Raw genomic sequence first — 25,820 nt, forward strand, 5'->3', positions numbered from 1 at the left:
TACCGGCCTGTCACGCCGGGGGTCGCGGGTTCGAGTCCCGTCCGCTGCGCCATATCTGTTTCAAGGACTACTGAACGCCTTGAAACACCGAAAGCAACTTCTGGTTGATTCGGCATCGATAGCAAAGACCCTGGTCGAAAGGCCGGGGTTTTTTGTGTCTGAAATTTGACCTTTCCCAAATTCCTCTCTTAAAGCCGGCGACGAACTCTAGCCGTGGCTCGTTCGATGCTGCCGGGCAATCTACCTGCGTCTCTGAGTCGCTGCGATGCAATGCCGCATTGATTTTTTGATTCTTTGGTCAAATTTTTGTAACTGGTTGTTTGCTGCGAGCTCAGAAACCTATAAAGTTAACCTTTCGGTCAGCTTTGCACTGTCATCACGCCCTTTGCTTCGTCAAAAAGGGCTTCTGCAAGACTCGAGATTCCCAGTAGATAACCAGAAGGGCGGATCCATAACCGTCCAGAGGATGATCCATGTCCAACCGTGAAATATCCCGGCGCTCGTTCCTCCAGGGCGGGCTGGTGGCGGGTGTGAGTGTCACGCTCACGCCGCTCAGCAGTCAGGCGCTGGCTGCCTTGATGGAAAACAGCGTGACTGTGCCGTCCGAGCAATGGCTCGGCAGCAACGGCAAGGCACGCCAGCGTAATGATGCCTTGTCCAAGGTCTGCGGCAGCAAGGTGTTTGCCCGCGACATCCGTTCCAAGGACATGCCGGGCTGGCCCCAGCAGCAAGGCCATGCCATGTTGCTGAAAACCATCAAGGCTGACCGCATCTACGACGGCTATGATCTGTCGTGGCTTGGCGCCGATCTGCAGCCTGATCGCATCGTCACCGCTGCCGACCTGGACAAGGACGGCATCGTGTTCCCTGAAGAGCACGCGCCGGATCCGCTGCTGCCTGAAGGCAAGGTGCCGATGTTCATCGGCCACCCGGTCGCGATCCTGATCTGGAACGACTTCGAGCGTTTCCGCCAGGCCAAGAACAAACTCAAATTCAATGACAAAGCGATTCGTTACGGCGCAAAAGTGCCGTTCTACGAAGGCGATCCCTATGGCAGTTTCCGTTACGTGCGCGTCGGTGGTCCGACGTCGGCCGACGAAGACGAGTTCGCCAGCCTCAAGGATTCGATCCTGTTCCCGATGCTGAAGAACCGTCGCCCGGTGTGGAATTCCCAACCGAACCTGCACGGCAACCTGACCGAGCGCGGCCTGTTCTACGCCGAGCGCATGAAGAAAGAGATCGATACCCCGCCGGACAACTGGCTGGTGTTCGACGAGCGCTACAAAACCCCGTCGATCGAACCCGCTGCGATGGAGCCGGACAACGGCAACGGCTGGTACGACCCGGCGACCAAGACCCTGCATTTCGTCGTCGCCACCCAATGCCCCCTGGAAGCCGCCACCGAGACCGCGAAGATGATCGGGCCGTCGCGTTTCGGCTTGGCCAACCTGAACATGCACCCGGGCTACACCGTCGGTTACGGCTCCAAAGACCACAACATTTTCGTCTACTACGCAGCCCTGGCGGCGTTGTACGGTGCGGGTGTACCGATTCGTCTGGCCAACGACCGCTACGAACAGTTCCAGAGCGGCATCAAGCGCCACCCGTTCGACATTCGCTACCAGTTGGCAGTGGACAAGACCGATCACAGCTTCAAGATTTTCCGTGCCGAGATGAGCGTCGACGGTGGCGGTCGGATCAACTACAGCCCGTCGGTGGCCGCCGTTGGCGCTACGGCGGCGCAGTCGATCTACTACATGCCGCAGAACGACCTGCAGGTCACCGCTTACCATTCCCGCGCCGTTGAAGCGGGCTCGATGCGCGGTTACGGCACGCTGCAGAGCATGGCCTCCACCGAGATGATGGTCGACGAAATCGCCGATCGCCTTGGTGTCGATGCCATCGATCTGCGCCGCAAGAACGCGCTGCGCTCGGGTATGAAAAACACCCAGGGCGCGATCCCGGCCGGTGCTTTGCGCCTGCACGAGATTCTCGACAAGGCTGCGCTGCACGAAGTCTGGAAAAACCGCGACGCGATCAAAAAGCAGCGCGAAGCGGCAGACCCGGACAACTGGTATGGCGTAGGTTTCGCCATTTGCCAGAAAGACTTCGGCACCGGTTCCGAAGCACCGATGGCCAGCATAGAGTTCACCGCTGACGGGCGCATTTCCCTGCGTCATATCGGCATCGAGATCGGCACCGGTATGTCCACCTCGCAAGCGTTGGTGGTGGCTGACTTCCTCGGCAGCGCGGCTCACGACGTGAAGACCGGCGAAACCGAGTGGGATGAAATGCAGCTGGTCACCGCCGGCAACCCTTACATCATGAGCCAGGCCGAGCAGGACAACTTCCTGCGCAATCCGCGCTGGGTCGGCAAACTGGCGTCGGCCTCGTCGGCGACCAACTCCGCCTATTACTTCAGTCACGCCACCCGCGAAGCGGCGCGCGTGCTGTTCAACCACGGTCTGTGGCCGGCAGCGCTGGAGATCTGGCGTCAGGGCCCGTACGGCGGTCAGGCCAACCCTTACGTGGTGCGTCGCGAAGATGCGCATTGGGTCGATGGCAAACTCACCGCCAACGGCATGCAGCCGTTGACCTTCGAAGAACTGGCCAAGCGTGCCCACGAGCGCGGTCTGGTCACTGGCGCCACGGTTCACGGTTTCAACCGCTGGAGCTGGGCTGAAGCCGAATACAGCATCGATGGCGTGCGCGAGCGTTTGCCGCTCGACGGTCTGGCGGTGAAGTACGGCGACGGCGCCCCGAAAGCGAAAAAGGCACAGATGACCAGTGCCGGTTTCCACCTGTTGGATCGGCAGAATGTTGCCTATCCGGTGGTTCAACTGAACAACGCCGCCGTGACCTATTACAGTCCGGTCGCGACGCTGGTCGAGTTGAAGGTCAACAAAGGTTCGGCAGAAGTCGAAGTCCTGAACCATCACTCGTGGCTGGAATGCGGTCGGGTGCTGGTCGAAGAACTGGTTCGTGGCCAGCTCGAAGGCGGGATCGCCATGGGCATCGGTCACGCCTTGATGGAAGAGATGCCGCTGTACGAAGGCGGGCCGGGGGAGGGTGACTGGAACTTCAACCGCTATCGCCTGCCGATGGCACGCCATGTGGCGGTGTGGAAGCAGACGTCGGAAATCCTGCCGCCGCTGTCCCCTAGCGACCCGTCCAAAGGCATTGCCGAAGTGGTGATGATCCCGGTGGTCGGTGCCATCGGTAACGCCGTGGCCCACGCCATCGGTAAACGTGTTCGCGATCTGCCAATCACTGCTGCGCGCATCAAGGAGGCCCTCAATGGCTAACCGTCCGCTTCAACTGACCCTCAACGGTCAATCCGTCGGCCCGGTGGACATCCCTGATGACCTGCCGATGATCGATTACCTGCACGAATACAAGAACCTCACCGGTTCGCGCCTGGGTTGCGGCCAGGGCATCTGCCACGCCTGCGTGGTGATCGTCGACAACCCGGATGGCACCAGCGAGGAAGTGCGCACCTGCATCACCGGCGCGCATTACTTCGAGGGCAAGAAAGTCCGCACCATCGAAGGCCACGCCAAGCGCGACGAGCAGGGCCAGGTGACCGAGCTGAACCCGATCCAGCAGCGTTTCGTCGACGAATTCGCCTTCCAGTGCAGCTACTGCGCGCCGGGCTTCGTCAACGCCGCGACCGTGCTGGTGGAAAAGCTGCAACGCCAGCCGATCGTCAAAAGCAAACTGGAGCAAGTCATCGAGGACAGCCTCGGTCATCACGTCTGCCGTTGCACCGGGTACGTGCGTTATTACAACGCCACCCGCAACGTGTTGACCGATCTCGGCCTGGTCAAGGAGGGTTAAGCATGAAGCAACTACTGACCCGCCTGGCCCTGGCGGTCGGGCTGGCTGCGCCTGTGTTGGCGGCGCATGCGGATGATCAGGTCAAGCGCGGCGAATACCTTGCCCGCGCGGCCGACTGCATGGCCTGCCACACCGCACCGGGTGGTGCGCCGTTTGCCGGCGGCCTGCCAATTGTGTCGCCGTTCGGCACGATCTACGGCACCAACATCACCCCGAGCAAAGAGCACGGCATCGGTCTCTACACCGATGACGAGTTCTTCGCTGCGCTCACCGAAGGCAAGCGTCGTGACGGCGCCAATCTGTACCCGGCGATGCCGTACACCTCGTACCACTTGATGCCGCGTGCGGATTCGGATGCGATTCACGCGTATCTGAAAACCATCGAGCCAATCGAGCGTGCCGCACCGGTGACCAGCCTGAGCTTCCCGTTCAACGTGCGTCCGGGCTTGATCGGCTGGAACATGATGTACGGAAAAGCCTTGAAGCTGGAGCCTGCCGAAGGCAAAAGCGACGCCTGGAAACGCGGCCAGTACATGGTCGAAGTGCTTGGCCATTGCGGTGAATGCCATACACCACGCGGCCTGCCGGGCGCGATGCAGTTGGACAAGCGCCTGACCGGCGGCATCCTCAACGGCTACCTGGCACCGAGCCTGCTCGCCACTGATCTGGCGGCGCGCGGCTGGAACCATCAGGACCTGAGCACGTTCCTCAAGCACGGCATGAGCGCCCAGGGCACGATGTTCAATGAAATGTTCCCGGTGTTTCACAACAGCACCCAGGGCGTGAGTGATCCTGATCTGGCGGCGATGGCGACTTTCCTGCTCGGCGACCAGCCTCCGGCAGCGAAAGAACTGACCGAAGTGCCGGTGGAAAAACTCAGTGCCAGCGCTCAACGCGGCCGCCAGGAATACTTGAACGTCTGCGCCGGCTGTCACGCGGCTGGTGGCGAAGGCAAGCCGCACATCGCGGTGGCCATGCGCGGCAACACCACGCTGCGTCTGGAAGACCCACGCAACCTGTTGCGCGTGATCGAGGATGGCATCGGCGAACAGAAATTCGCCGGGTTCGAACACATGCAGCCGATGCCGGGTTTTGCCGACAAGCTCAGTGCCGAACAACTGACCGATCTGCTGAACTACCTGCGTCAGGGTTGGGGTGGGCAGTCGGCCGAGCTGGCGGTCGGCGATGTGCAGAAGCTTCAGGCTGACGCCCCGTCCATCGAGCACAAGGCGCACTGATCATGCAGCATCTCGATCTGCAGGTTGTGCGTCGGGCGCTGGAGTGGTCGACGGCGGGGCAGCGTATCTGGCTCTGCACCGTGCTGACCACCTACGGTTCGGCGCCGCGCGCGCCGGGTTCATTGCTGGCGGTGAACGACGGCGGACAGTGGATCGGGTCGCTGTCCGGTGGCTGCGTCGAGGAAGATTTCCTCGAGCGTGTCGCTGAAGGTGCGTTTCTCGATGCGATCAACGTCGTGCGTTATGGCGAAGGTGACGATCCGCGTTCGCGGGTCAGCCTGCCGTGCGGCGGTATTCTCGATGTGCTGGTAGAGAAATTTGACGCCGGCTGCGATGTGCAGGCGCACCTGCGTGAACTCGAATCGGCGTTGCTGGGGCAGCGCCGGTTGATTCGCGAGGTCGATCTGACCACCGGAGCGCGCAGCCTGTTTGCCGATCGCGAGCAGGGTGCACGGATCGAGCGTGAAATCCACCGGGTACGCATCCGTATCGGGGCCGCCCAGCGTTTGCTGCTGGCCGGCTATTCCAGCGTGGCGCAGGCCTGTGCGGAGTTCGCGGTCGGTCTCGGCTTCGAAGTGATTCTCTGCGACCCGCGTGATGAAGTGCTGGAAGGCGTGGTGCTCAATGGCGTGGAGATTCGCCGACAATTGCCGTCGGTGTTCATCGCCGATGGCGGTTGTCACCGTGATACAGCGGTGGTGGCGTTGACCCACGATCCGCGCATCGACGATCTGGCGATGATGGAGGCCGTGCGCACCGAAGCGTTCTACATCGGCGTGATGGGCTCGCAGCAGACGTCGCAGAAGCGCTTCGGGCGTTTGCGTCGGATTGGCGGTCTGGGGGAGGGCGAGCTGGCGCGGATTCATGCGCCGATCGGTCTTAACCTTGGCAGCAAGACGCCGGCGGAAATTGCTTTGGCGGTGCTCGCAGATATCCTGCGGATTCGCAGCGGGATTGCACGGGATCAGTTGTGATTGATGCCGGATGTAAAAAGGGCCGCTTTTCAGCGGCCCTTTTTCTCGCGCATCAGAAACCGAGCTTGTCGCGCAGTCCGTAGTACCACGCGCCCAGTGCGGCAAACGGCGTGCGCAGCAGTTGCCCGCCGGGGAACGGGTAGTGCGGCAGGTCGGCAAACGCATCGAAACGCTCTGCTTGTCCGCGCAGAGCCTCGGCCAGTACCTTGCCGGCCAGGTGGGTGTAGGTCACGCCATGGCCACTGCAGCCTTGAGAATAATAGATGTTGTCGCCCAGACGTCCGACCTGAGGCAGGCGCGACAGGGTCAGCAGGAAATTGCCGGTCCAGGCGTAGTCGATTTTCACGTCCTTGAGCTGCGGGAAGGCCTTGAGCATTTTCGGGCGGATGATCGCTTCGATGTTTGCCGGATCCCGCGCGCCATATACAACGCCGCCGCCGAAGATCAGGCGCTTGTCGCCGCTCAGGCGGTAGTAGTCGAGCAGGTAGTTGCAGTCTTCGACGCAGTAGTCCTGCGGCAGCATGGATTTCGCCAGCTCATCGCCGAGCGGTTCGGTGGTGATGACCTGAGTGCCGCATGGCATCGATTTGGCCGCCAGTTCCGGCACCAGATTGCCGAGGTAGGCGTTGCCGGCGACGATGATGAATTTGGCTCGGACCTTACCTTGCGGCGTATGCACGACCGGGTTGGCGCCGCGTTCGATGCGCACGGCCGGCGACTGTTCGTAGATGGTGCCGCCCAGGGATTCCACAGCGGCAGCTTCGCCCAGCGCCAGGTTGAGCGGGTGGATGTGGCCGCCGCTCATGTCGAGCATGCCGCCGACGTATTGATCGCAGGCCACCACTTCGCGGATGCGGCGCTGATCGAGCAGTTCCAGTTGGGTATGGCCGAAGCGTTCCCACAGGCGCTTCTGCGATTCGAGGTGGCCCATTTGCTTGGCGGTGAGGGCGGCGAATACGCCACCGTCCTTCAGGTCGCACTGAATGTTGTACTTGCTGACGCGCTCACGAATGATCCGGCCGCCTTCGAACGCCATCTGCCCGAGCAGTTGCGCCTGCTTCGGGCCGACGCTGCGTTCGATCACATCGATGTCACGGCTGTAGCTGTTGACGATTTGCCCGCCATTGCGCCCCGAAGCGCCGAAGCCGACCCTGGCGGCTTCCAGCACGGTCACGCGAAAACCGTTCTCCAGCAGGAACAGGGCCGAGGAAAGTCCCGTATAGCCAGCGCCGATCACACAGACATCCGTCTCCATGTCATCCTGCAGAGCAGGGCGTGGTGGTACGGCGTTGGCCGACGCAGCGTAATAAGACTCTGGGTAAGGGGTGTTCGCCATCCTGCAGCCTCTGTTTAATATATTTTACGAGTGCAGCGATCCTACCCCAGTTGAAAAACCTCCGCCAGCCACCGGGAAATCTTCTTGCGCCGGGTCAAAATTAAATATTTTGCATATTCATAGGGTTAGGTGAAAAAAAGGTGTTGACACCCCTCCGGAATTCCGTAGAATGCCGCCTCACAGCAGGCACGTAGCTCAGTTGGTTAGAGCACCACCTTGACATGGTGGGGGTCGTTGGTTCGAGTCCAATCGCGCCTACCAAACAAAATCCGCTCTGCTGGGCGGTCTAGAGGGGTTACCGGAAACGGTGACCCCTTTTTGCATTTTTCGATTTGCAAAACCTTTGCAAAATCCGGTTTGGTCGACCGCAGCCACACTTCGCGCATTTGCAGGGGATGTATTCATGAGTCGCCAGCTCAGGCGCCCCGGCCCGGCTGGTATCGAAAGTACTGATCCCAATGGATTTTGATCCATTCGTCCGCTGAATGTCATGAGCGACCTTTTAAATAGTGTGGATATTTAAGGGGTTACGGATTTTATTAACCATCCGGTTATCAAAAAATCGTTGTTACGAGGCAAATAAGTCAGTAATATCCGCCCCGCGTTCACCACCACGGTTTATGCATTTTTAAATCCCAAGCTTCCATCAGCTGCTTGGGATTTTTTTTGCCCGCGATTTGCCTTTCCTGCACCTCTGTCCAGTCTCTCGCTTCGCCCGCTTCTGTTTTTCCGGGAGGAGTGACAAGCAGGCTCACAATTTTTCAACTACTACTGTCAGGCTGATTTCAACTCTGCCGGACGGAAGTTCATCGATGCTGGTTCATTGGTTTCTTGCAGCGATTCATTTATTGGCGTTTGCCATGGGTTTCTGGGCGGTGTTGACGCGTGGGGCTGCCTTCAGTCGTCTGGCGTCCGGCGCGGGTGAGGTCGGGCGCGTGTTGCTTGCCGACAATCTGTGGGGGCTTTCGGCGCTGGTGTTGCTTATCACCGGTGGCATGCGCGCTTTTGCCGGTTATGAGAAGGGAACCGACTACTACCTGCATCAGCCGCTGTTCCATCTGAAGATGACGCTGTTTGTGCTGGTTCTGCTTTTGGAGCTGGTGCCGATGATCACCCTGATCAAATGGCGTTTGGCCAAGGCGCGCGGCGTTGTCCCTGATACAGGGCGTGCGAAGGTGTTCGCACGGATCAGTCATGCCGAAGCGCTGCTGTTGATATTGATGGTCGTGGCAGCTACCGGGATGGCCCGTGGCGTTACATTCAGCTAGGCGGGCGAGATTCCCAACCGCTATTCGGAAATGTCCGACAGCCAGTCCATGGAATGACGGTTAGTATCGGTTGCGAGAAGGGTTGAGGCAGGAAGGGGCGTAGCACGCGCCGTCACCAAAGAGGTGGGGGAATGGCAATACGGCGCTTGAATCTTTAGCCAGTCATTGCGCGCAGGCAAACGAACTGGCTACTGACTGCGATAGGGCTCAGGGCGTTTGTGGCTTGTCCGGGGCGGTCAGGCCAGCCTGGATGCGCTGGTAGATTTCTTCCCGATGCACTGCAACGTTCTTCGGAGCATTGATGCCGATTCGAACTTGCTGGCCGCTGACGCCTAGAATGGTGATCGTGATGTCATCACCGATATTTATGCTTTCACCGACTTTGCGGGTGAGTATCAGCATGGTCTTCTCCTTGATTGCTTTGTAGGGCACCTGATTCAGACAGTGCAGAGGTCGGTGGTACGTATAGATTAGTGCGAAGTCTTACAGTTTGGGTGCCTCTTTCTGACGCGCAGCAGCGGCATTAATTCCCAGCGCGTAACTATACAGGGGCTGCCAGCATCAATCTCGTAGTTTTGTGCCCATTTTGCGGGGCTGCGAAAGTATTCTCGAATGTTAAGATCGCCGCTTTGAAAATTCAGAGGGAAGCGTTGTGCGCAAATTGGTCTGGGTAGTCGCGGCACTGGCATTGGCAGGATGTGGCGAAGGCAAGAGTGTGGACGCACAAAAGCCGAAACCGGCTGTGATAACAGCGCCTGCTGCGGTGGGGCCTCAATGGGATCTGGAAGTGCGCGGTGAAACCCCTCAAGCCGTGAGCGATCTCAGTGGTTGGCTGATCGAGCATGCTTTTGTGGCCAGTGTTGTCAAGGATGCCAGCGGCAAGACTCGGATTCTCCTCGGTCCTTTCAATTCGAAGGCTGACGCCGAGGCGCGTCAGGCGGATGTGAATGCAGCGCTGATCAAGGCGAAGAAGCAGAACATCGAGACGCTGGTGATCGAGCGCACGTCGGCGCAATAAGCGATCCATTCGGCGGAGCTGACTAAAGGGTGTCCCCCGTGATTCGTTTTTAAAGCAATCACCGAAGATACCCGGAAGGAGCTCCGCATGGCCTCCGCCAATCCTTACAAGTTGTTCGACGTTGTTTTGCGTCACAAGCAACATCTGAGCCCGCATCTGATGCGGATCACCCTCGCAAGCCCGGCGGTTACCGAGATGGCTACCTGGGCGCCGGATCAGCGAGTGAAACTGTTTTTTCCGGCAGCAGACGGCTCACCCGCCAGGCTTTCTCAGGCGGAAGGATGGTACGCCCGTTTCCGCTCGATGCTGGTTGATCGTCGCCCGGCGATGCGCACCTACACCATCCGCCACTTGCGTGCCGAAGCGGGCGAAGTGGATATCGATTTCGTCCTGCACGGCGAAACCGGCCCAGCCTCCCGATGGGCGTTGCGATCCCAGCCTGGCGAGTCGATGCAGATTCTGGCACCTGACAGCCAATTCTCGGCACAAGGGGCCGGGGGATTTGAATGGAAGCCACCGCAAACGCTCAAGCAACTTCTGCTGGTCGCCGATGCGACTGCCTTGCCGGCCGCCATGGGTATTCTGGAAGAGCTGGCGACTCTGGCTGAGCCGCCGCAGACCCAGGCGTTTTTTGAGGTCGACAGTCGTGAAGACAGGTTGGCCGTTCCTGACTGGCCCGGACTTTCGGTGCAATGGCTGATCCGCGATCATGCAGTGGCTGGCAGGTTGATGGTGGACGCCGTGCGGCAGGCAACGCTGCCTGTGAACGCATCGCCTGTTGGGCAAGCGGTCGAACTGGCGGATGTCGACATCGAAGAAGAGATTCTTTGGGAGATCGCCGATACGGCCAGCGAGGGATTTTATGGCTGGATCGCCGGAGAATCTGCAGCGGTCATGATCCTGCGCAAATACCTGATCAAGGAGCGCGGGATCCCTCGAGAGTCACTCAATCTGATGGGCTACTGGCGTTACAACAAGTCCGGAGGTTGAGCACAAAAAAGGCCTTGAGTTTATCGCTCAAGGCCTTTTCTTTTGATCAGACAATCAACCGCAGGCTTTCAGGTTCACCGGGCCGACAAACTCGTTGCCGCGTCCCATCACGCACGCCACGCTCTGGTTGCGCTGACGCTCCCAGTCTTGCACCGGATAAGTCTTGTCCCAGGCTTCGTACAGTTGCCGATCCTGCTTCGACAGGCGCAAGCCGTACTGTTTGCTCATGTAAAAGTAGGTGCGGGCGATCATGCCGCGAATCGAAGGGCGGGGCATGACCTTCTTCGCCTTGAAGTCGACCTGAGTCAGGCATGAGCCGTACTGACCCTTTTCGACCGGCAGCCAACCATAGCTGAAGTTGCTGCGGTCGCCATTCACCTCGCCAATGCTCGGCACCAGGTTGTGCAGGTCGGCTTCGGCTTTCTGATAGCCAGGGTCGTAGCGGGTGCAATTCTTGCGACCGCCTTCCTGCCAGCATTGACGTTGATGGCCGAACTGCCATGCGGGAACAATGTGTTCCCATTCGATGCGGGACGCCCGTTTGGCGTTCTTGCGCGGGACGTAGCCGCAGGCGGCCAGATCAACCTTGTTACCCGTGTATTTGCACCCGCAATAAAACTCGGTGGATTGTGGAGCGTACAGCTTCCAGGCGACCTTCTTGGCCTCGGTGAACGTACGCGGCGCGCCAGCTTGCGCACCCAGGGAAATGAACAGCAACAGCACAGCAGCAAAACGCAGAATCATTGAATCAATCTTCCTTCGGCACAACCCAGAAAATCTGTACGCCACCGTCGTCGCGGTAGGCGAGGGTGACGTTGTCGTTCTCGTCGATCTCTTCCAGTAAGCGCTCCCACTCGTCCGCCGGTTCGTCCGGAAGGCGGAAGATCAGTGCGGCTTTGGCTTTTTGTGCGGTGGGGGAGTTGATGATTTTTTGAACGCGCATGCCCATGCGTTCGTAAGCGTCAGGAGCATCAGGGGAAGTGGCCACGAGGTTATCCTTATTAAGCTGTACGTGCATACAGTATTTAACTGTAGGCATTTTCGCAACTGCTTAAAATTCAAGAAAATCCTCTGACACCGGTTTTCCGGTTTTGGTGTCGCGCAGGTGTAATTTTTCTTTGGCGGAGTGGGAGCTCCACCCTCCGTCAAGTTGACGAAGGGTGAAGTCAGTGCCCGATCAGGAAGGATCAGACGAAGACGAATCAGTATTCCCAGAACATCCGTTGCAGCTCTTTGCTGTCGTTGGTCTTGGTCAGCGCGACCATGGCCAGGATGCGGGCTTTCTGTGGGTTCAAGTCGTGAGCGACCACCCAGTCGTATTTGTCGTCAGGCTGTTCGGCGTTGCGCAGAACGAAACCGCCGGCATTGACGTGAGACGAGCGAATGATCTGCACGCCGTCCTTGCGCAGAGCCTGCAAGGCCGGAACCACGCGGGAGGAAACCGAGCCGTTGCCGGTGCCGGCATGGATGATCGCCTTGGCGCCGGACTGGGCGAAAGCCTTGTAGGCTGTATCGCTGACATTGCCGTAGGAATAGGCGATTTCTACATCAGGAAGGCTCTTGATGTTTTTGATGTCGAATTCCGAATCCATGGTGTGGCGCTTGGCTGGCAGGCGGAACCAGTAGGATTTGCCTTCGACTACCATGCCGAGCGGGCCCCAGGCGCTTTTGAACGCTTCGGTCTTGATGTTGATCATCTTGCTGACATCGCGACCCGACTGGATTTCATCGTTCAGGGTCACCAGTACGCCTTTGCCACGCGCTTCTTTGCTGCTGGCGACGGCCACGGCGTTGTACAGGTTCAGCATGCCGTCCGCCGACATGGCGGTGCCCGGGCGCATGGAGCCGACGACGATGATCGGCTTGTCGGTTTTTTCCACCAGGTTCAGGAAGTACGCGGTCTCTTCCAGAGTGTCGGTGCCGTGGGTGATGACGATGCCATCGACGTCTTTGCTGTCGGCCAGTTCGGAAACACGACGACCCAGTTGCAGGAGGTTTTCGTTGGTGATGCTTTCCGAGGCGATTTGCATGACCTGTTCGCCACGCACATTGGCCAGCGTGCTCAGCTCGGGAATGCCGGCGATCAACTGTTCGATGCCCACTTTCGCAGCCTGATAGGTCGCACTGTTGGCTGCGCTGGCGCCGGCACCGGCAATAGTGCCGCCGGTGGCCAGTACCACCACGTTGGCCAGTTTGGCCTGGGTTTCAGCTTCTTTTGCCTGGAGGGCGGTTGGCAGGAGCAGGAGAAGGGCCAAAGCGCCCGGAACGAAACTCTTCAAAGCAGATGTCATTATTTTTCTCTCTAGTAGTGAGACGGTGCTGATGCAGGTTCATCTAGATGCGCCCCGGGCCGATCTGAATGCCAGGGGTGCAGGGAGGGAGCAGGATCTGTACCAGTCGTACTTTGCTTTGGCGAAGTATTTAACTTTTTGATTTATATCAGTATTTATCGGGTTGGCGATTTTTTGCAGGAATCGTTTATCCGGTATTCCGAACAATGGAAGCTTTCATGTTCGGCTCTCCGAAAAGGACCACTGCATCTGTCGACGCAATCAGGTTGCCGGTTTCGAGTTTTCTGCTAAAGAAACCGTCAATCAGGCCGATGCGTGCTAAAGGACACTGAAACTTAGGGAGTTCACGTGTCACTGACGATCGGTTTTTCAAATCCCGGTTCGGTCACGATCGGCGGCAAAACTGCAGCGACGATCAATGCAATGAGTGAAGCTGAGGCCGATGCGTCCGCCGAGGCGCTGGGTACGGAAAAGGTTGAAACCAATCAGGTCAGAACCGGTGGTCCTGCCCAGGAAGCAAGCGCAAGCGAGGCTGAAGGCGGTGACAATCTGAGCGTCACTATCAAGACGCTGCTCAAACGCATGCAGGAATTGCAGAAGCAGCTTCAGGAGCAGCAACAGCAACTGGCTGCCGCGCAGGCTGCGAGTTATCCAACGCCAGAAGCCAAGTCGCAAGCGGTGATGTCCATCCAGGGGCAGATCGCTCAAACCAGCGGTGCGCTGCTGGAAGTCTCGGCTGCACTGGTCAAGGAAATGTCGAAGGGGTCTTCCGCCGGTAATGTGGTCAACACCACGGCTTGAGCACCCGATGGGCGGATCGATGGATTCGCCCTGTAACGCAATACCGATTTCTGATTGTTGACAAATGTCGGCCTGATTCGCATAGTTCGGTCTACGCAAACGTTTGCGCGGCCTTCGCGATGGATTGAATTTTCGTGGGGTGCAGCGAGCTTACGCCAGCGCAAGCGTTGCTCACAATAATCATAAGATCGGAGTGAACCCATGAAGCTGCCATTCGCTGGACGTCTTCTTGCTGTCGCCATGCTGGCTGCCGCATCCGCTGCACTGCCTGTCTCTTCGGCTTTCGCCGAATCCCCTGAAAAACCCAAAGTTGCCCTGGTCATGAAATCCCTGGCCAACGAATTCTTCCTGACCATGGAAGACGGCGCCAAGGCCTACCAGAAAGAACATTCCGCCGATTTCGACTTGATCTCCAACGGCATCAAGGACGAAACCGACACGGCGGGGCAGACGCGCATCGTCGAGCAGATGATTCTGGCGAAGGTCAACGCACTGGTCATCGCGCCGTCTGATTCCAAGGCGATGGTGCCGGTGATCAAGAAGGCCGTCGATGCGGGTATCACCGTGATCAACATTGACAACCAGCTCGATCCGGCTGTGATCAAAAGCAAGAACATCAGCGTTCCTTTCGTAGGCCCGGACAACCGCAAAGGCGCGCGTCTGGTGGGCGAGTACCTGGCCAAGCAACTGAAGGCCGGTGACGAAGTGGGCATCATTGAAGGCGTCTCCACGACGACCAACGCCCAGCAGCGTACCGCAGGCTTCAAGGATGCGATGGAGGCCGCGCAGATCAAGGTTGTTTCGCTGCAGTCCGGCGATTGGGAAATCGACAAGGGCAACAAGGTCGCCGCTTCGATTCTCAGCGAGTACCCGGACGTGAAGGCGCTGCTGGCCGGCAACGACAGCATGGCCGTAGGTGCTGTTTCCGCCGTGCGCGCTGCCGGCAAGGCCGGTCAGGTGCAGGTTGTCGGTTACGACAACATCAACGCCATCAAGCCCATGCTGAAGGACGGTCGCGTCCTGGCGACGGCCGACCAGTACGCTGCGAAGCAGGCGGTGTTCGGTATCGAGACCGCGCTGAAAATCATCAAGGGCGAGAAAGTCGACAGTGGTGCCAATGGCGTGATCGAAACGCCGGTCGAGCTGGTCACCAAGTAAGTCCTTTGGCGACACAATGGCGCTCGTCCGTCCGGGCGAGCGCATGGAGATTTTTATGTCAGTTTCCGCTCCGAACGCTGTCCTCTCGGTCAGCGGTATCGGCAAGACCTATGCGCAACCGGTTCTGACCGGCATCGACCTGACGTTGATGCGCGGTGAAGTGCTGGCGCTGACCGGTGAGAACGGTGCCGGCAAAAGCACTCTGTCGAAGATCATCGGTGGACTGGTCACGCCTACCACCGGCCAGATGCATTTCCAGGGTAAGGAATATCGCCCCGGCAGCCGCACGCAGGCTGAAGAGCTGGGTGTGCGCATGGTCATGCAAGAGCTCAATCTGCTGCCGACGCTTTCGGTGGCGGAAAACCTTTTTCTCGACAACCTGCCGAGCAACGGTGGCTGGATCAGCCGCAAGCAACTGCGCAAGGCCGCCATTGAGGCCATGGCTCAGGTCGGCCTCGATGCCATCGATCCGGACACGCTGGTCGGTGAGCTGGGCATCGGTCACCAGCAAATGGTCGAAATCGCCCGGAACCTGATCGGCGATTGCCACGTGCTGATCCTCGACGAGCCGACCGCGATGCTGACCGCCCGTGAAGTCGAGATGCTGTTCGAGCAGATTACCCGCTTGCAGGCGCGCGGCGTCTCGATCATCTACATCTCCCATCGCCTCGAAGAACTGGCCCGGGTCGCACAGCGCATTGCCGTGCTGCGTGACGGCAATCTGGTTTGTGTCGAACCGATGGCCAATTACAACAGCGAGCAACTGGTCACCCTGATGGTCGGTCGCGAGCTGGGCGAGCATATCGATCTGGGGGCTCGCAACATCGGCGCGCCGGCCCTGACGGTCAAAGGCCTGACCCGCTCCGACAAGGTACGCGACGTCTCCTTTGAGGTTCGCGCCGGTGAGATTTTTGGCATCTCGGGTCTGATCGGGGCAGGGCGTACCGAACTTTTGCGGCTGATCTTCGGTGCCGATGTCGCGGACAGCGGCACAGTGGCACTCGGTTCACCGGCGAAAACGGTGAGCATTCGCTCGCCAGTCGATGCAGTGCGCAACGGCATCGCCTTGATCACCGAAGATCGCAAGGGTGAAGGCCTGCTGCTGAGCCAATCGATCAGCGCCAACATTGCCCTGGGCAACATGCCGGAAATTTCCAGCGGCGGGTTCGTCAACAACGGCGATGAAACGAAGCTCGCGCAACGGCAGATCGACGCCATGCGTATCCGCAGTTCCAGCCCGACGCAACTGGTATCCGAGCTGTCCGGCGGCAATCAGCAAAAGGTGGTGATCGGTCGCTGGCTTGAGCGCGACTGCTCGGTGTTGCTGTTCGACGAGCCGACTCGTGGTATCGACGTCGGCGCCAAATTCGATATCTATGCCTTGCTCGGCGAACTGACCCGGCAGGGCAAGGCCTTGGTCGTGGTGTCCAGCGATTTGCGCGAGTTGATGCTGATCTGCGACCGCATCGGTGTGTTGTCGGCGGGGCGTCTGATCGATACGTTCGAACGCGACAGCTGGACCCAGGATGACTTGCTTGCCGCCGCATTCGCCGGCTACCAGAAACGTGATGCGTTGCTCAACGAAGCAGCGCCTAGGGATGTCCCATGAAAACTGCATCTTCCGCCGGCAAATCCAGTGGCAATTTCTACGGCCTTGGCACTTATCTGGGTCTCGCCGGCGCCTTGCTGGCAATGATTGCGCTGTTCTCGGTCATGAGCAGCCATTTCCTGTCGTACAACACCTTCAGCACCCTGGCCAACCAGATTCCCGACCTGATGGTGCTGGCAGTGGGCATGACCTTCGTCCTGATCATCGGCGGGATCGATCTGTCGGTGGGCTCGGTACTGGCGCTCGCGGCCTCCACTGTCAGCGTGGCGATTCTTGGCTGGGGCTGGAGCGTACTGCCGGCGGCCTTGCTGGGTATGGCTGTCGCGGCGTTGGCCGGCACGGTAACCGGCTCGATTACCGTGGCGTGGCGAATTCCGTCGTTCATCGTGTCTCTGGGGGTTCTGGAAATGGCCCGTGGTCTGGCCTATCAGATGACGGGGTCGCGTACGGCTTACATCGGTGACTCCTTCGCCTGGCTGTCGAACCCGATCGCCTTCGGTATTTCGCCGTCGTTCATCATTGCCTTGCTGGTCATTTTCGTTGCCCAGGCCGTTCTGACACGTACCGTGTTCGGTCGCTACCTGATCGGCATTGGCACCAACGAAGAAGCGGTGCGTCTGGCGGGGATCAATCCAAAACCCTACAAGATCCTGGTCTTCAGTCTGATGGGGCTGCTCGCCGGCATTGCGGCGCTGTTCCAGATTTCCCGGCTGGAAGCGGCCGACCCGAATGCCGGTTCCGGCCTTGAACTGCAAGTGATCGCTGCGGTGGTGATCGGCGGCACCAGCCTGATGGGCGGACGTGGTTCGGTAATCAGCACCTTTTTCGGCGTGTTGATCATCTCCGTGCTGGCAGCCGGTCTGGCGCAGATTGGCGCGACCGAGCCGACCAAGCGCATCATCACCGGTGCGGTGATCGTGATCGCCGTGGTGCTCGACACCTATCGCAGTCAACGCGCAAGCCGGCGGGGCTGATAAATGGCAACGATCAAGGATGTGGCGGCGCTCGCAGGAATTTCCTACACGACCGTGTCCCACGTAGTAAACAAGACCCGACCGGTGAGCGAAGAGGTGCGGGTCAAGGTCGAGGCGGCGATCAAGAGTCTCGACTATGTGCCGAGCGCCGTGGCTCGTTCGCTGAAGGCGAAAACCACCGCCACCATCGGCTTGCTGGTGCCCAACAGCCTCAACCCGTACTTCGCCGAACTGGCGCGCGGGATCGAGGATTACTGCGAGCGTAACGGTTACTGCGTGATTCTCTGCAACTCCGACGACAACCCGGACAAGCAGCGCAGCTACCTGCGGGTCCTGTTGGAAAAACGCATCGACGGTTTGATCGTCGCCTCTGCGGGTGGCGACAGCGGTCTGGCGCAAGGGTTGGCGGGTGTGAAGACGCCGATGGTAATCGTCGACCGTGGACTTGAAGGCGTGGATGCCGATCTGGTGCGCATCGATCACGAATATGGCGCGTACCTTGCGACGCGGCATCTGCTTGAGCTCGGTCATCGCGATATCGCCACGATCGGTGGTCCGGCCAGCACCAGTGTTGCGCAAATGCGTCAGGCCGGTTTTAGTCGCGCGCTGAAAGAGGCCGGTATTGAAGTGTCCCCGTCGCGCATGCTGGAAAGCGACTTCACCAGCACCGGCGGTTACAACGCGGCCTCGGTCCTGCTCGAGCGAAACCCGCCAAGCGCGATTTTTGCCGGTAACGACATGATCGGCATCGGTGTGCTGCGAGCGGCGGCGGAGCGCAACGTGCGCGTGCCTGCCGAGTTGTCGGTGATCGGCTTCGACGATATCCAGATGAGTCGCTACGTGTATCCAGCGCTGACGACCGTGGGCCAGTCGATTTTGCAACTGGGCGAAATGGCCGCGGAAGTGTTGTTGCGAAGAATTGCCGCACCGGATCTGGCGACGGATCAACGGATCGTGACCCCGAGTATTGTCTTGCGTGAATCGACTGCACCGCTGTCCGGCGTGTTCACCGAATACCGCTGAAACGAATTGAAGAGTAGTGATGTATGTCCACAAATGTAGTGGTAATAGGTAGCCTGAACATGGATCTGGTCACCCGGGCGCCTCGCTTGCCCCGGGGTGGTGAGACGCTGATCGGCCATTCCTTCGCGACCGTGTCCGGTGGCAAGGGCGCCAATCAGGCGGTGGCCGCTGCGCGTCTGGGTGCGAAAGTGTCGATGGTCGGCTGCGTCGGCAACGATGCTTATGGCGTGCAATTGCGCGAGGCGTTGCTGGCCGAACAGATCGATTGCCAGGCTGTCAGCGTGGTCGAGGATTCCAGTGGTGTGGCCTTGATCGTGGTCGATGACAACAGTCAGAACGCGATTGTCATCGTTGCCGGCGCCAATGGTTCGATGACCCCGGCGGTCATCGACCGGTTTGACGCCGTGCTGCAGGCTGCCGACGTGATCATCTGCCAGTTGGAAATCCCTGATGCCACCGTAGGCCATGCCCTCAAGCGCGGACGTGAGCTGGGCAAGACAGTCATCCTCAACCCGGCGCCAGCCAGTCGTCCGCTGCCGGCAGACTGGTTTGCCGCCATCGATTACCTGATTCCCAACGAGAGCGAGGCCGCCGCCCTCAGCGGATTGCCGGTGGACTCGCTGGAGACCGCTGAGAAAGCCGCCGCGCACCTGATTTCGCTGGGGGCCGGCAAGGTCATCATCACGTTGGGCGCGCAAGGGTCATTGTTCGCCAGCGGCACGGGTTACCAGCATTTCCCTGCACCCGAAGTGAAGGCTGTCGACACCACCGCCGCCGGGGATACTTTTGTTGGCGGTTTTGCGGCTGCCCTGGCGGCTGGCAAAACGGAGGCCGAGGCCATTCGTTTTGGACAGATTGCTGCGGCCCTGTCGGTCACCCGGGCAGGTGCCCAGCCGTCCATTCCCACCACCTCCGACGTACAGGCATTCAAACCCGCATGAAAAAGACTCCTTTGCTCAATGTCGCCCTGTCGCGGCTGATTGCTTCCCTCGGCCATGGCGACATGGTCGTGATCGGCGATGCCGGCCTGCCGGTGCCGCCGGGTGTCGAGCTGATCGACCTGGCGTTGACGCACGGCGTGCCGGATTTCGTCAGCACCCTGAAAGTCGTGCTCAGCGAGATGCAGGTGGAAAGCCACGCGCTGGCCAAGGAGATTTTCGACAAGCAACCGACCGCGCTGTCCACGCTGGACGAGCTGAATGACGAAGGCTCGCTGGGGCGGCGTGACCTGCTCAGTCACGAGCAATTCAAGGTACTCAGCCGACAGGCACGAGCGATTGTTCGTACGGGCGAATGCCAGCCGTACTGCAACATCGTGCTGGTGTCTGGAGTTACGTTCTAAACAGGGTTCGCCCCTTTTGATTTCATCTGCACAAGGAATGCGCCATGCACCGCTATGCTCAAAAATTGCATCAATTGATTCGGAGTCTGCTGCTTTTGTCCGTGATAACCGCGACCGGCGCCCAGGCGGCGGAAAAGATCGACTTGATCATTGACACCGATCCGGGTGCCGACGACGTGGTCGCCCTGTTGTTTGCCCTGGCCTCCCCGGAAGAGCTGAACATTCGCGCGTTGACCACCGTGGCCGGCAACGTGCGTCTGGACAAGACTTCGCGCAATGCCCGGTTGGCCCGTGAGTGGGCAGGGCGGGAAGAGATTCCGGTGTACGCCGGCGCGCCGAAACCGCTGATGCGCACGCCGATCTACGCCGAAAACATCCATGGCAAGGAAGGCCTGTCGGGTGTCACCGTGCATGAGCCGAAGAAAGGCCTGGCCGAAGGCAATGCGGTCAACTATCTGATCGACACCCTGAAAAAAGCCAAGCCGCACAGCATCACCATCGCGATGCTCGGCCCGCAGACCAACCTGGCCCTGGCGCTGATCCAGGAGCCGGAGATCGTTCAGGGCATCAAGGAAGTCGTGATCATGGGTGGCGCTCACTTCAATGGCGGCAACATCACGCCGGTGGCGGAATTCAACTTGTACGCCGACCCGCAAGCCGCGGAAGTGGTGCTCAAAAGCGGCGTGAAACTGACTTATCTGCCGCTGGACGTGACCCACAAGATCCTGACCAGCGATGCGCGCCTGAAGCAGATTGCGGCGCTGAACAACAATGCGAGCAAGATTGTCGGCGGCATCCTCAACGAGTACATCAAAGGGGATATGGAGCACTACGGTATTCCGGGTGGCCCGGTGCATGACGCCACCGTCGTGGCTTACCTGCTCAAGCCCGAGTTGTTCACGGGTCGTTCGGTGAATGTGGTGATCGACAGTCGTGAAGGCCCGACCTTCGGCCAGACCGTTGTCGACTGGTATGACGGCCTGAAGGCGCCAAAGAACGCTTTCTGGGTGGAGAACGGCGATGCCCAGGGCTTCTTCGATCTGCTGACCGAACGTTTGAAAAGTCTGAAGTAAGCCATACGCCCGCAGGTGTCAGCTTGCGGGCTTCTACTCCCTCTCGGTGTCCGATGTTCCTTTGAAGTCATCGGGATACTTCTCGAACAGCTGGGCGATGAATGACTGCGCGCCTTGCGTTCCCAGCGTCTTCACCAGCAAGTCAATGCTGATCAATGCCAATTCCTCGGGGCTGCCCGGACTGTAAGAACTGTGCCCTTGTGGCCAGGAGGCCTTGATGTCGGCGGTAATGCTTACGGTGGTCATGGCAAGGCTCGGTCACGGGATTGAAGTCTTGAGTTAACCACTTTGTCGGGCGGTTGGCACTGCGACTTAGGCATGAGCACAGCGCTATGCGACACTTGGTCGTTTCCGCAAAAAAACAAGGATTGCGCTGTGCAGATCGATTTGAATAGCCCCGACGGCCTGACCCTTGATGCTGTACGCCAGATGCTTGCGTCGGCCAGTGATGACGAACATACCCAGCTGCGGGTGACCAAGGGCGGGATTGCTTATATTTCTTCGGGTGTCACTGGCGGTCAGGACATCGACGGTTTGCTGTTTCGCCTGGAGACTTGGGCTAAAGGATCGGGATATGTCGGAAATGTCGCGGCCAGTGATGAAGTCTGGGTTATGCAGATCTTCAATGCGCTCAAGGACAACTGGCCGAATCCGCCCTTTGACTACATTGATGTCTACTGAACGTCATTAATATTCAGTGACGTTTTACGGGGTGAAGCGACAGGCGTTGCTCAGGCACACTCGGCGTTTTTCCGATGGTGGGGCAGGGTGATGGCACTCATCGGGAAACCAATCGCCGTATTGGTGGTCGCACGATCTCTGGTAAAAATTGAATAAGGAGGCTTCATGCCTTGGAAGTTCGCGTCACTGGGTGCACTGATGGCCGTTGCTTTGTTGGGTGGTTGCACCGCGACCTCCAGCGAGTCGCAAAAGGATCCCGTGGCGACTGAGGCCGGACATGGTCGTTGTGAAGTATCGGCTGCGGAGTTCGCTCTCGGCAAGAAAGCTTCGCCAGAGCTGTTGGAGCAAGCACGCAAGAAAGCCGGTGCGCAGAACGCCCGGTTCCTCAAGCCGAATGACATGATTACTTTGGAGTACCGCTCCGATCGCCTCAACCTGAATACCGATCAGAACCTGGTGGTCACTCGCGTCAGCTGCGGCTGAGTTTCGGGCATTTGTCTTACCCATAAAAAACCCCGTCACATGGACGGGGTTTTTTTAGTGCGCCGGGAAATTACTCTGGGCGAACTTGTGCAGCTTGCATACCCTTTTGGCCTTTCTCAGCCACGAAGGAGACGGTCTGGCCTTCTTTCAGGCTTTTGAAACCGTCAGTTTCGATAGCTTTGAAGTGTACGAACAGGTCGTCACCGCCACCTTGAGGAGTGATGAAGCCGAAGCCTTTTTCATCGTTGAACCATTTAACGGTGCCGGTTTGGCGATTAGACATGGTGTATCTCCAAGAAACATATATTTTCAGTAGTACTGTGCTGCTCAGGCCAACTGGGCACACCGGGGTATCATAGTCGAAATGTTCGCTTTGGTAGCCCCCCGGACGTGCTGTTTGCTTTCATATTGCAGACGCTTCGACACTTTGAATGTCTGTAGCCCCCGGTTTCAGAGGCTTTCAGCCGATTCGAAGGGGTGTAAAAAAAGCTATAAAACCTGCATAAAATATCGAATTCGGGGGCGTTCTGGCTGTTTTACGCCTGTCGAATGTCCTGGAATCGCTTCGTTCGGGCTTATTTTTGCACTCGGCAAACCGAGATTTCCTTCAGTGCACGCTGACCCAGCTCACCGCTTGGCGGGGTGTTCTTGTCCATCAGTTGAGCGATTTCCTGCGTGGTGAATTTCTTCTCCAGAACATCAGCGCCGCAGGTGCAGTGTTGTTTGGCTACGGTCGGATTGACGCTTTGGCTGGCAGCCTTGGTGCAGTCGTTCATGTATTGTTCTTTTACGCCTTTCGGCCAGGCGGCCTGCGCGCTCAGCGGCAACAGCAGCACTAAAGGGACGACTGCGGCAAATAAGGTGTTTAGACGCATGCGAGGATGCTCCTTGTGGGTCAATGTCTTGTCATCTGAGGGCCCAAAGGCCGATCAAGTTCAGCACTCTGGCATAAAACAGACGATTTGCCTCTCGCTAAAACCTGAGTGCATCGGTGACCGTTCATCTGTGCTAGCATGCCTGGCTCGGGCGTTCGCAGGCTCCGGATGATCTTCAGTCCCGGTAGCGGCAGCGCACGAATTTTCCGATTTGAATCCCAGTCACTCTGGTTCGGTTTTCCGGTTGGCCGCAAGGCTCCTGCCGCTGTAAGGCAGGCGTTCGTCATTGAATGGCCTGGATCGGATCTTGTACTGGCTCATCCCAACCCACGTGACCTTTGGTAGGGGTCACCACTAGGAGAGGAGGCGCCATGCCAACTATTACTCTTCCCGACGGCAGTCAACGTTCATTCGATCACCCGGTTTCCGTAGCCGAGGTCGCCGCCTCCATCGGTGCAGGTCTGGCCAAGGCCACCGTAGCCGGCAAGGTCAATGGCAAGCTGGTCGACGCCTGCGACATCATCGACAGCGATGCGACACTGCAAATCATCACGCCAAAGGATGAAGAGGGGCTGGAGATCATTCGCCACTCTTGCGCCCACCTGGTTGGCCATGCGGTCAAGCAGTTGTACCCGACGGCCAAAATGGTCATCGGTCCGGTCATCGACGAAGGTTTCTACTACGACATCGCCTTCGAGCGTCCTTTTACTCCGGACGACATGGCGGCCATCGAACAGCGCATGCACCAGCTGATCGATACAGAATATGACGTCATCAAGAAAGTCACTCCGCGTGCCGAAGTGATCGAAGTGTTCAAGGCTCGTGGCGAAGACTACAAGCTGCGCCTGGTCGAAGACATGCCGAACGAGCAGGCCATGGGCCTGTACTATCACGAAGAATATGTCGACATGTGCCGCGGTCCGCACGTGCCGAACACTCGCTTCCTGAAATCCTTCAAGCTGACCAAGCTGTCCGGCGCCTACTGGCGCGGTGATGCCAAAAACGAGCAATTGCAGCGCGTTTATGGCACCGCGTGGGCTGACAAGAAGCAACTGGCTGCTTACATCCAGCGTATTGAAGAAGCTGAAAAGCGCGATCACCGCAAGATCGGCAAGCGCCTGGGCCTGTTTCATACCCAGGAAGAAGCGCCGGGCATGGTGTTCTGGCACCCGAACGGCTGGACGCTGTACCAGGTACTCGAGCAGTACATGCGCAAAGTGCAGCGCGACAACGGCTATCTCGAGATCAAGACGCCGCAAGTCGTTGACCGCAGCCTGTGGGAGAAATCCGGGCATTGGGCCAACTACGCCGACAACATGTTCACCACTGAGTCGGAAAGCCGCGACTACGCCATCAAGCCAATGAACTGCCCATGCCACGTGCAGGTGTTCAACCAGGGCTTGAAGAGCTACCGCGAGCTGCCGATGCGTCTGGCCGAGTTCGGCGCCTGCCACCGCAACGAGCCATCGGGCGCGCTGCACGGCATCATGCGTGTGCGTGCGTTCACTCAGGACGATGCTCACATTTTCTGCACCGAAGAGCAGATGCAGGCTGAATCCGCTGCGTTCATCAAGCTGACCATGGATGTTTACCGCGACTTCGGCTTTACCGACGTCGAGATGAAGCTGTCCACTCGTCCGGAAAAGCGCGTCGGTTCCGACGAGTTGTGGGATCGCGCCGAGGCAGCACTGGCTGCAGCCCTTGACAGCGCGGGTCTGCCGTACGATCTGCAGCCGGGTGAGGGCGCGTTCTACGGTCCGAAAATCGAATTCTCGCTGAAAGATTGCCTCGGCCGCGTGTGGCAGTGTGGTACCTTGCAGCTCGATTTCAACCTGCCTGTGCGTCTGGGAGCCGAATACGTTTCCGAAGACAACAGCCGCAAGCACCCGGTGATGTTGCACCGTGCGATCCTCGGTTCGTTCGAGCGTTTCGTCGGGATTCTGATCGAGCACTACGAAGGTGCGTTCCCTGCGTGGCTGGCGCCAACCCAGGCAGTGATCATGAATATCACTGATAAACAGGCAGATTTCGTCGCTCAGGTCGAAAAAACTCTCAACGAAAGCGGGTTTCGTGCCAAGTCCGACTTGAGAAATGAAAAGATCGGCTTTAAAATCCGTGAGCATACTTTGCTCAAGGTTCCATATCTCTTGGTTATTGGGGATAAGGAAGTCGAGATGCAGACTGTCGCTGTGCGTACTCGTGAAGGTGCTGACCTGGGCTCGATGCCCGTCGCCCAGTTCGCTGAGTTTCTCGCGCAAGCGGTTTCCCGGCGTGGTCGCCCAGATTCGGAGTAATTATTATTAAGCGTGAAATGAGACAAGATAAACGAGCTGCACCGAAAGCCCCGATCAACGAGAATATCTCGGCACGCGAGGTTCGGTTAATTGGCGCTGATGGCGAGCAGATTGGCATCGTCTCGATTGATGAAGCGCTTCGTATTGCTGAAGAAGCAAAGCTTGATCTGGTAGAAATTTCTGCCGACGCAGTCCCGCCGGTTTGCCGTGTGATGGACTACGGCAAATCGATCTTCGAAAAGAAGAAGCAGATTGCTGCGGCGAAGAAAAACCAGAAGCAGATTCAGGTAAAAGAAATCAAGTTTCGTCCAGGGACGGAGGAAGGGGATTACCAGGTAAAACTGCGCAACCTGGTACGTTTCCTGAGTGACGGGGACAGGGCCAAGGTATCTTTGCGATTCCGCGGCCGTGAGATGGCCCACCAGGAGCTGGGGATGGAACTCCTCAAGCGGGTTGAACAAGACCTGCTCGAGTACGGTTCGGTCGAACAGCATCCTAAGATGGAAGGACGCCAGCTGATCATGGTCATCGCCCCGAAAAAGAAGAAGTAATCAA

General features: G+C 58.6%; 28 protein-coding genes and 1 tRNA gene. 20 read left to right on the plus strand and 9 right to left on the minus strand.

Annotated features, from left to right (window positions below; all coding sequences use genetic code 11):
• The first annotated feature begins 473 nt into the window (after window positions 1-473).
• Genes QLG12_RS07205 through QLG12_RS07220 form a run of 4 tightly spaced genes read left to right on the plus strand, consistent with a single transcriptional unit; the run spans window position 474 to window position 6,049 of the window.
• Window positions 474-3,305, plus strand: a complete 2,832-nt coding sequence (locus tag QLG12_RS07205; RefSeq protein ID WP_282474225.1) for a xanthine dehydrogenase family protein molybdopterin-binding subunit — start codon at window positions 474-476, stop codon at window positions 3,303-3,305.
• On the plus strand, window positions 3,298-3,837 hold the full coding sequence (locus QLG12_RS07210) for a (2Fe-2S)-binding protein (RefSeq protein WP_007956473.1): 540 nt from the start codon (window positions 3,298-3,300) through the stop codon (window positions 3,835-3,837). Before QLG12_RS07205 ends, QLG12_RS07210 begins: the two co-directional genes overlap by 8 nt.
• A 2-nt stretch (window positions 3,838-3,839) precedes the next feature.
• On the plus strand, window positions 3,840-5,075 hold the full coding sequence (locus QLG12_RS07215) for a cytochrome c (RefSeq protein WP_282474226.1): 1,236 nt from the start codon (window positions 3,840-3,842) through the stop codon (window positions 5,073-5,075).
• A gap of 2 nt (window positions 5,076-5,077) precedes the next feature.
• Complete coding sequence (locus QLG12_RS07220) at window positions 5,078-6,049, plus strand: XdhC family protein (RefSeq protein ID WP_282474227.1); 972 nt, start codon at window positions 5,078-5,080, stop codon at window positions 6,047-6,049.
• Window positions 6,050-6,101: 52 nt separating this feature from the next.
• Here QLG12_RS07220 and QLG12_RS07225 read toward each other — a convergent pair whose 3' ends face one another.
• Window positions 6,102-7,385: an FAD-binding oxidoreductase gene (locus QLG12_RS07225; RefSeq protein ID WP_236195307.1), complete on the minus strand. Its 1,284-nt coding sequence runs from the start codon at window positions 7,383-7,385 to the stop codon at window positions 6,102-6,104.
• A gap of 184 nt (window positions 7,386-7,569) precedes the next feature.
• On the opposite strand from QLG12_RS07225, the gene QLG12_RS07230 reads away from it, so the two are divergent.
• Window positions 7,570-7,646: transfer RNA gene (locus QLG12_RS07230), tRNA-Val, on the plus strand.
• A gap of 344 nt (window positions 7,647-7,990) precedes the next feature.
• Here the strand turns inward: QLG12_RS07230 and QLG12_RS07235 are convergent.
• Window positions 7,991-8,140: a hypothetical protein gene (locus QLG12_RS07235; RefSeq protein WP_159085208.1), complete on the minus strand. Its 150-nt coding sequence runs from the start codon at window positions 8,138-8,140 to the stop codon at window positions 7,991-7,993.
• Window positions 8,141-8,197: 57 nt separating this feature from the next.
• Between QLG12_RS07235 and QLG12_RS07240 the strand changes: the two genes are divergently transcribed.
• Entirely contained in the window at window positions 8,198-8,653 is a 456-nt protein-coding gene (locus QLG12_RS07240) for a DUF2214 family protein (protein WP_197869428.1), read from the plus strand.
• 207 nt (window positions 8,654-8,860) lie between these two features.
• On the opposite strand, the gene csrA is transcribed toward QLG12_RS07240, so the two are convergent.
• Window positions 8,861-9,055: a carbon storage regulator CsrA gene (csrA, locus tag QLG12_RS07245; protein WP_003179932.1), complete on the minus strand. Its 195-nt coding sequence runs from the start codon at window positions 9,053-9,055 to the stop codon at window positions 8,861-8,863.
• Between the two features lie 250 nt (window positions 9,056-9,305).
• Between csrA and QLG12_RS07250 the strand changes: the two genes are divergently transcribed.
• Together QLG12_RS07250 and QLG12_RS07255 are read left to right on the plus strand one after the other, a co-directional pair.
• On the plus strand, window positions 9,306-9,671 hold the full coding sequence (locus tag QLG12_RS07250; RefSeq protein WP_197869427.1) for an SPOR domain-containing protein: 366 nt from the start codon (window positions 9,306-9,308) through the stop codon (window positions 9,669-9,671).
• An 87-nt stretch (window positions 9,672-9,758) separates the two neighbouring features.
• Window positions 9,759-10,661, plus strand: a complete 903-nt coding sequence (locus QLG12_RS07255) for a siderophore-interacting protein (RefSeq protein WP_282474228.1) — start codon at window positions 9,759-9,761, stop codon at window positions 10,659-10,661.
• 54 nt (window positions 10,662-10,715) lie between these two features.
• Here the strand turns inward: QLG12_RS07255 and QLG12_RS07260 are convergent, their stop codons facing one another.
• From QLG12_RS07260 to QLG12_RS07270, 3 genes are all read right to left on the minus strand, one after another.
• Window positions 10,716-11,405: an endonuclease I family protein gene (locus QLG12_RS07260; protein ID WP_064378860.1), complete on the minus strand. Its 690-nt coding sequence runs from the start codon at window positions 11,403-11,405 to the stop codon at window positions 10,716-10,718.
• A gap of 4 nt (window positions 11,406-11,409) precedes the next feature.
• Window positions 11,410-11,700 (minus strand): DUF1654 domain-containing protein, encoded by a 291-nt coding sequence (locus QLG12_RS07265; RefSeq protein ID WP_039771569.1) that lies wholly within the window; start codon window positions 11,698-11,700, stop codon window positions 11,410-11,412.
• Between the two features lie 163 nt (window positions 11,701-11,863).
• Complete coding sequence (locus QLG12_RS07270) at window positions 11,864-12,952, minus strand: asparaginase (RefSeq protein WP_197869425.1); 1,089 nt, start codon at window positions 12,950-12,952, stop codon at window positions 11,864-11,866.
• A gap of 348 nt (window positions 12,953-13,300) precedes the next feature.
• On the opposite strand from QLG12_RS07270, the gene QLG12_RS07275 reads away from it, so the two are divergent.
• The 8 genes from QLG12_RS07275 (at window position 13,301) to QLG12_RS07310 (ending at window position 20,932) form a co-directional block, all read left to right on the plus strand.
• Complete coding sequence (locus QLG12_RS07275; protein WP_127797496.1) at window positions 13,301-13,753, plus strand: hypothetical protein; 453 nt, start codon at window positions 13,301-13,303, stop codon at window positions 13,751-13,753.
• 201 nt (window positions 13,754-13,954) lie between these two features.
• Window positions 13,955-14,911, plus strand: coding sequence for a sugar ABC transporter substrate-binding protein (locus tag QLG12_RS07280; RefSeq protein ID WP_007956008.1), 957 nt, complete (start codon window positions 13,955-13,957; stop codon window positions 14,909-14,911).
• Between the two features lie 55 nt (window positions 14,912-14,966).
• The gene (locus QLG12_RS07285; protein WP_282474229.1) at window positions 14,967-16,520 is read left to right on the plus strand and encodes a sugar ABC transporter ATP-binding protein; all 1,554 of its coding nucleotides are present in this window, start codon (window positions 14,967-14,969) and stop codon (window positions 16,518-16,520) included.
• Complete coding sequence (locus QLG12_RS07290; protein WP_064594871.1) at window positions 16,517-17,494, plus strand: ABC transporter permease; 978 nt, start codon at window positions 16,517-16,519, stop codon at window positions 17,492-17,494. Before QLG12_RS07285 ends, QLG12_RS07290 begins: the two co-directional genes overlap by 4 nt.
• A gap of 3 nt (window positions 17,495-17,497) precedes the next feature.
• On the plus strand, window positions 17,498-18,517 hold the full coding sequence (locus QLG12_RS07295) for a LacI family DNA-binding transcriptional regulator (RefSeq protein WP_236195311.1): 1,020 nt from the start codon (window positions 17,498-17,500) through the stop codon (window positions 18,515-18,517).
• Window positions 18,518-18,540: 23 nt separating this feature from the next.
• The gene (rbsK, locus tag QLG12_RS07300; protein ID WP_236195312.1) at window positions 18,541-19,458 is read left to right on the plus strand and encodes a ribokinase; all 918 of its coding nucleotides are present in this window, start codon (window positions 18,541-18,543) and stop codon (window positions 19,456-19,458) included.
• Window positions 19,455-19,859 carry a D-ribose pyranase gene (gene rbsD / locus QLG12_RS07305; RefSeq protein WP_007956017.1) on the plus strand — a complete coding sequence of 135 codons (405 nt, stop codon included), beginning with the start codon at window positions 19,455-19,457 and terminating at the stop codon, window positions 19,857-19,859. Before rbsK ends, rbsD begins: the two co-directional genes overlap by 4 nt.
• A gap of 44 nt (window positions 19,860-19,903) precedes the next feature.
• On the plus strand, window positions 19,904-20,932 hold the full coding sequence (locus tag QLG12_RS07310; protein ID WP_197869421.1) for a nucleoside hydrolase: 1,029 nt from the start codon (window positions 19,904-19,906) through the stop codon (window positions 20,930-20,932).
• Between the two features lie 33 nt (window positions 20,933-20,965).
• Here the strand turns inward: QLG12_RS07310 and QLG12_RS07315 are convergent, their stop codons facing one another.
• Window positions 20,966-21,178 (minus strand): hypothetical protein, encoded by a 213-nt coding sequence (locus tag QLG12_RS07315; RefSeq protein ID WP_197869420.1) that lies wholly within the window; start codon window positions 21,176-21,178, stop codon window positions 20,966-20,968.
• A gap of 129 nt (window positions 21,179-21,307) precedes the next feature.
• Between QLG12_RS07315 and QLG12_RS07320 the strand changes: the two genes are divergently transcribed.
• Together QLG12_RS07320 and QLG12_RS07325 are read left to right on the plus strand one after the other, a co-directional pair.
• Window positions 21,308-21,613, plus strand: a complete 306-nt coding sequence (locus tag QLG12_RS07320; RefSeq protein ID WP_041475194.1) for a hypothetical protein — start codon at window positions 21,308-21,310, stop codon at window positions 21,611-21,613.
• A 165-nt stretch (window positions 21,614-21,778) separates the two neighbouring features.
• A complete protein-coding gene (locus QLG12_RS07325) occupies window positions 21,779-22,096 on the plus strand; it encodes an I78 family peptidase inhibitor (protein ID WP_282474230.1) in 318 nt (105 codons plus the stop codon).
• 70 nt (window positions 22,097-22,166) lie between these two features.
• On the opposite strand, the gene QLG12_RS07330 is transcribed toward QLG12_RS07325, so the two are convergent.
• Window positions 22,167-22,379: a cold-shock protein gene (locus tag QLG12_RS07330; protein WP_007956027.1), complete on the minus strand. Its 213-nt coding sequence runs from the start codon at window positions 22,377-22,379 to the stop codon at window positions 22,167-22,169.
• Between the two features lie 292 nt (window positions 22,380-22,671).
• Window positions 22,672-22,971: a hypothetical protein gene (locus QLG12_RS07335; protein ID WP_169429682.1), complete on the minus strand. Its 300-nt coding sequence runs from the start codon at window positions 22,969-22,971 to the stop codon at window positions 22,672-22,674.
• Window positions 22,972-23,342: 371 nt separating this feature from the next.
• Between QLG12_RS07335 and thrS the strand changes: the two genes are divergently transcribed.
• The gene (gene thrS, locus QLG12_RS07340) at window positions 23,343-25,265 is read left to right on the plus strand and encodes a threonine--tRNA ligase (RefSeq protein WP_064378870.1); all 1,923 of its coding nucleotides are present in this window, start codon (window positions 23,343-23,345) and stop codon (window positions 25,263-25,265) included.
• A complete protein-coding gene (infC, locus tag QLG12_RS07345; RefSeq protein ID WP_169432615.1) occupies window positions 25,265-25,816 on the plus strand; it encodes a translation initiation factor IF-3 in 552 nt (183 codons plus the stop codon). The genes thrS and infC overlap by 1 nt, the downstream gene beginning before the upstream one ends.
• The last annotated feature ends 4 nt before the right edge of the window (window positions 25,817-25,820 follow it).

The organism is Pseudomonas sp. V88_4 (genome assembly GCF_029967985.1).
Taxonomy (GTDB): domain Bacteria; phylum Pseudomonadota; class Gammaproteobacteria; order Pseudomonadales; family Pseudomonadaceae; genus Aquipseudomonas; species Aquipseudomonas glycinae.

Coding starts and splice junctions, on each gene's coding strand:
- rbsK (WP_236195312.1), top strand. CDS start 18,541: ATGTCCACAAATGTAGTGGTAATAGGTAGCCTGAACATGGATCTGGTC.
- QLG12_RS07290 (WP_064594871.1), top strand. CDS start 16,517: ATGAAAACTGCATCTTCCGCCGGCAAATCCAGTGGCAATTTCTACGGC.
- thrS (WP_064378870.1), top strand. CDS start 23,343: ATGCCAACTATTACTCTTCCCGACGGCAGTCAACGTTCATTCGATCAC.
- QLG12_RS07205 (WP_282474225.1), top strand. CDS start 474: ATGTCCAACCGTGAAATATCCCGGCGCTCGTTCCTCCAGGGCGGGCTG.
- QLG12_RS07220 (WP_282474227.1), top strand. CDS start 5,078: ATGCAGCATCTCGATCTGCAGGTTGTGCGTCGGGCGCTGGAGTGGTCG.
- QLG12_RS07335 (WP_169429682.1), bottom strand. CDS start 22,971: ATGCGTCTAAACACCTTATTTGCCGCAGTCGTCCCTTTAGTGCTGCTG.
- QLG12_RS07225 (WP_236195307.1), bottom strand. CDS start 7,385: ATGGCGAACACCCCTTACCCAGAGTCTTATTACGCTGCGTCGGCCAAC.
- QLG12_RS07270 (WP_197869425.1), bottom strand. CDS start 12,952: ATGACATCTGCTTTGAAGAGTTTCGTTCCGGGCGCTTTGGCCCTTCTC.
- csrA (WP_003179932.1), bottom strand. CDS start 9,055: ATGCTGATACTCACCCGCAAAGTCGGTGAAAGCATAAATATCGGTGAT.
- QLG12_RS07310 (WP_197869421.1), top strand. CDS start 19,904: ATGCACCGCTATGCTCAAAAATTGCATCAATTGATTCGGAGTCTGCTG.
- rbsD (WP_007956017.1), top strand. CDS start 19,455: ATGAAAAAGACTCCTTTGCTCAATGTCGCCCTGTCGCGGCTGATTGCT.
- QLG12_RS07240 (WP_197869428.1), top strand. CDS start 8,198: ATGCTGGTTCATTGGTTTCTTGCAGCGATTCATTTATTGGCGTTTGCC.
- QLG12_RS07215 (WP_282474226.1), top strand. CDS start 3,840: ATGAAGCAACTACTGACCCGCCTGGCCCTGGCGGTCGGGCTGGCTGCG.
- QLG12_RS07265 (WP_039771569.1), bottom strand. CDS start 11,700: ATGCCTACAGTTAAATACTGTATGCACGTACAGCTTAATAAGGATAAC.
- QLG12_RS07255 (WP_282474228.1), top strand. CDS start 9,759: ATGGCCTCCGCCAATCCTTACAAGTTGTTCGACGTTGTTTTGCGTCAC.
- QLG12_RS07285 (WP_282474229.1), top strand. CDS start 14,967: ATGTCAGTTTCCGCTCCGAACGCTGTCCTCTCGGTCAGCGGTATCGGC.
- QLG12_RS07210 (WP_007956473.1), top strand. CDS start 3,298: ATGGCTAACCGTCCGCTTCAACTGACCCTCAACGGTCAATCCGTCGGC.
- QLG12_RS07280 (WP_007956008.1), top strand. CDS start 13,955: ATGAAGCTGCCATTCGCTGGACGTCTTCTTGCTGTCGCCATGCTGGCT.
- QLG12_RS07260 (WP_064378860.1), bottom strand. CDS start 11,405: ATGATTCTGCGTTTTGCTGCTGTGCTGTTGCTGTTCATTTCCCTGGGT.
- QLG12_RS07295 (WP_236195311.1), top strand. CDS start 17,498: ATGGCAACGATCAAGGATGTGGCGGCGCTCGCAGGAATTTCCTACACG.
- QLG12_RS07315 (WP_197869420.1), bottom strand. CDS start 21,178: ATGACCACCGTAAGCATTACCGCCGACATCAAGGCCTCCTGGCCACAA.
- QLG12_RS07330 (WP_007956027.1), bottom strand. CDS start 22,379: ATGTCTAATCGCCAAACCGGCACCGTTAAATGGTTCAACGATGAAAAA.
- QLG12_RS07325 (WP_282474230.1), top strand. CDS start 21,779: ATGCCTTGGAAGTTCGCGTCACTGGGTGCACTGATGGCCGTTGCTTTG.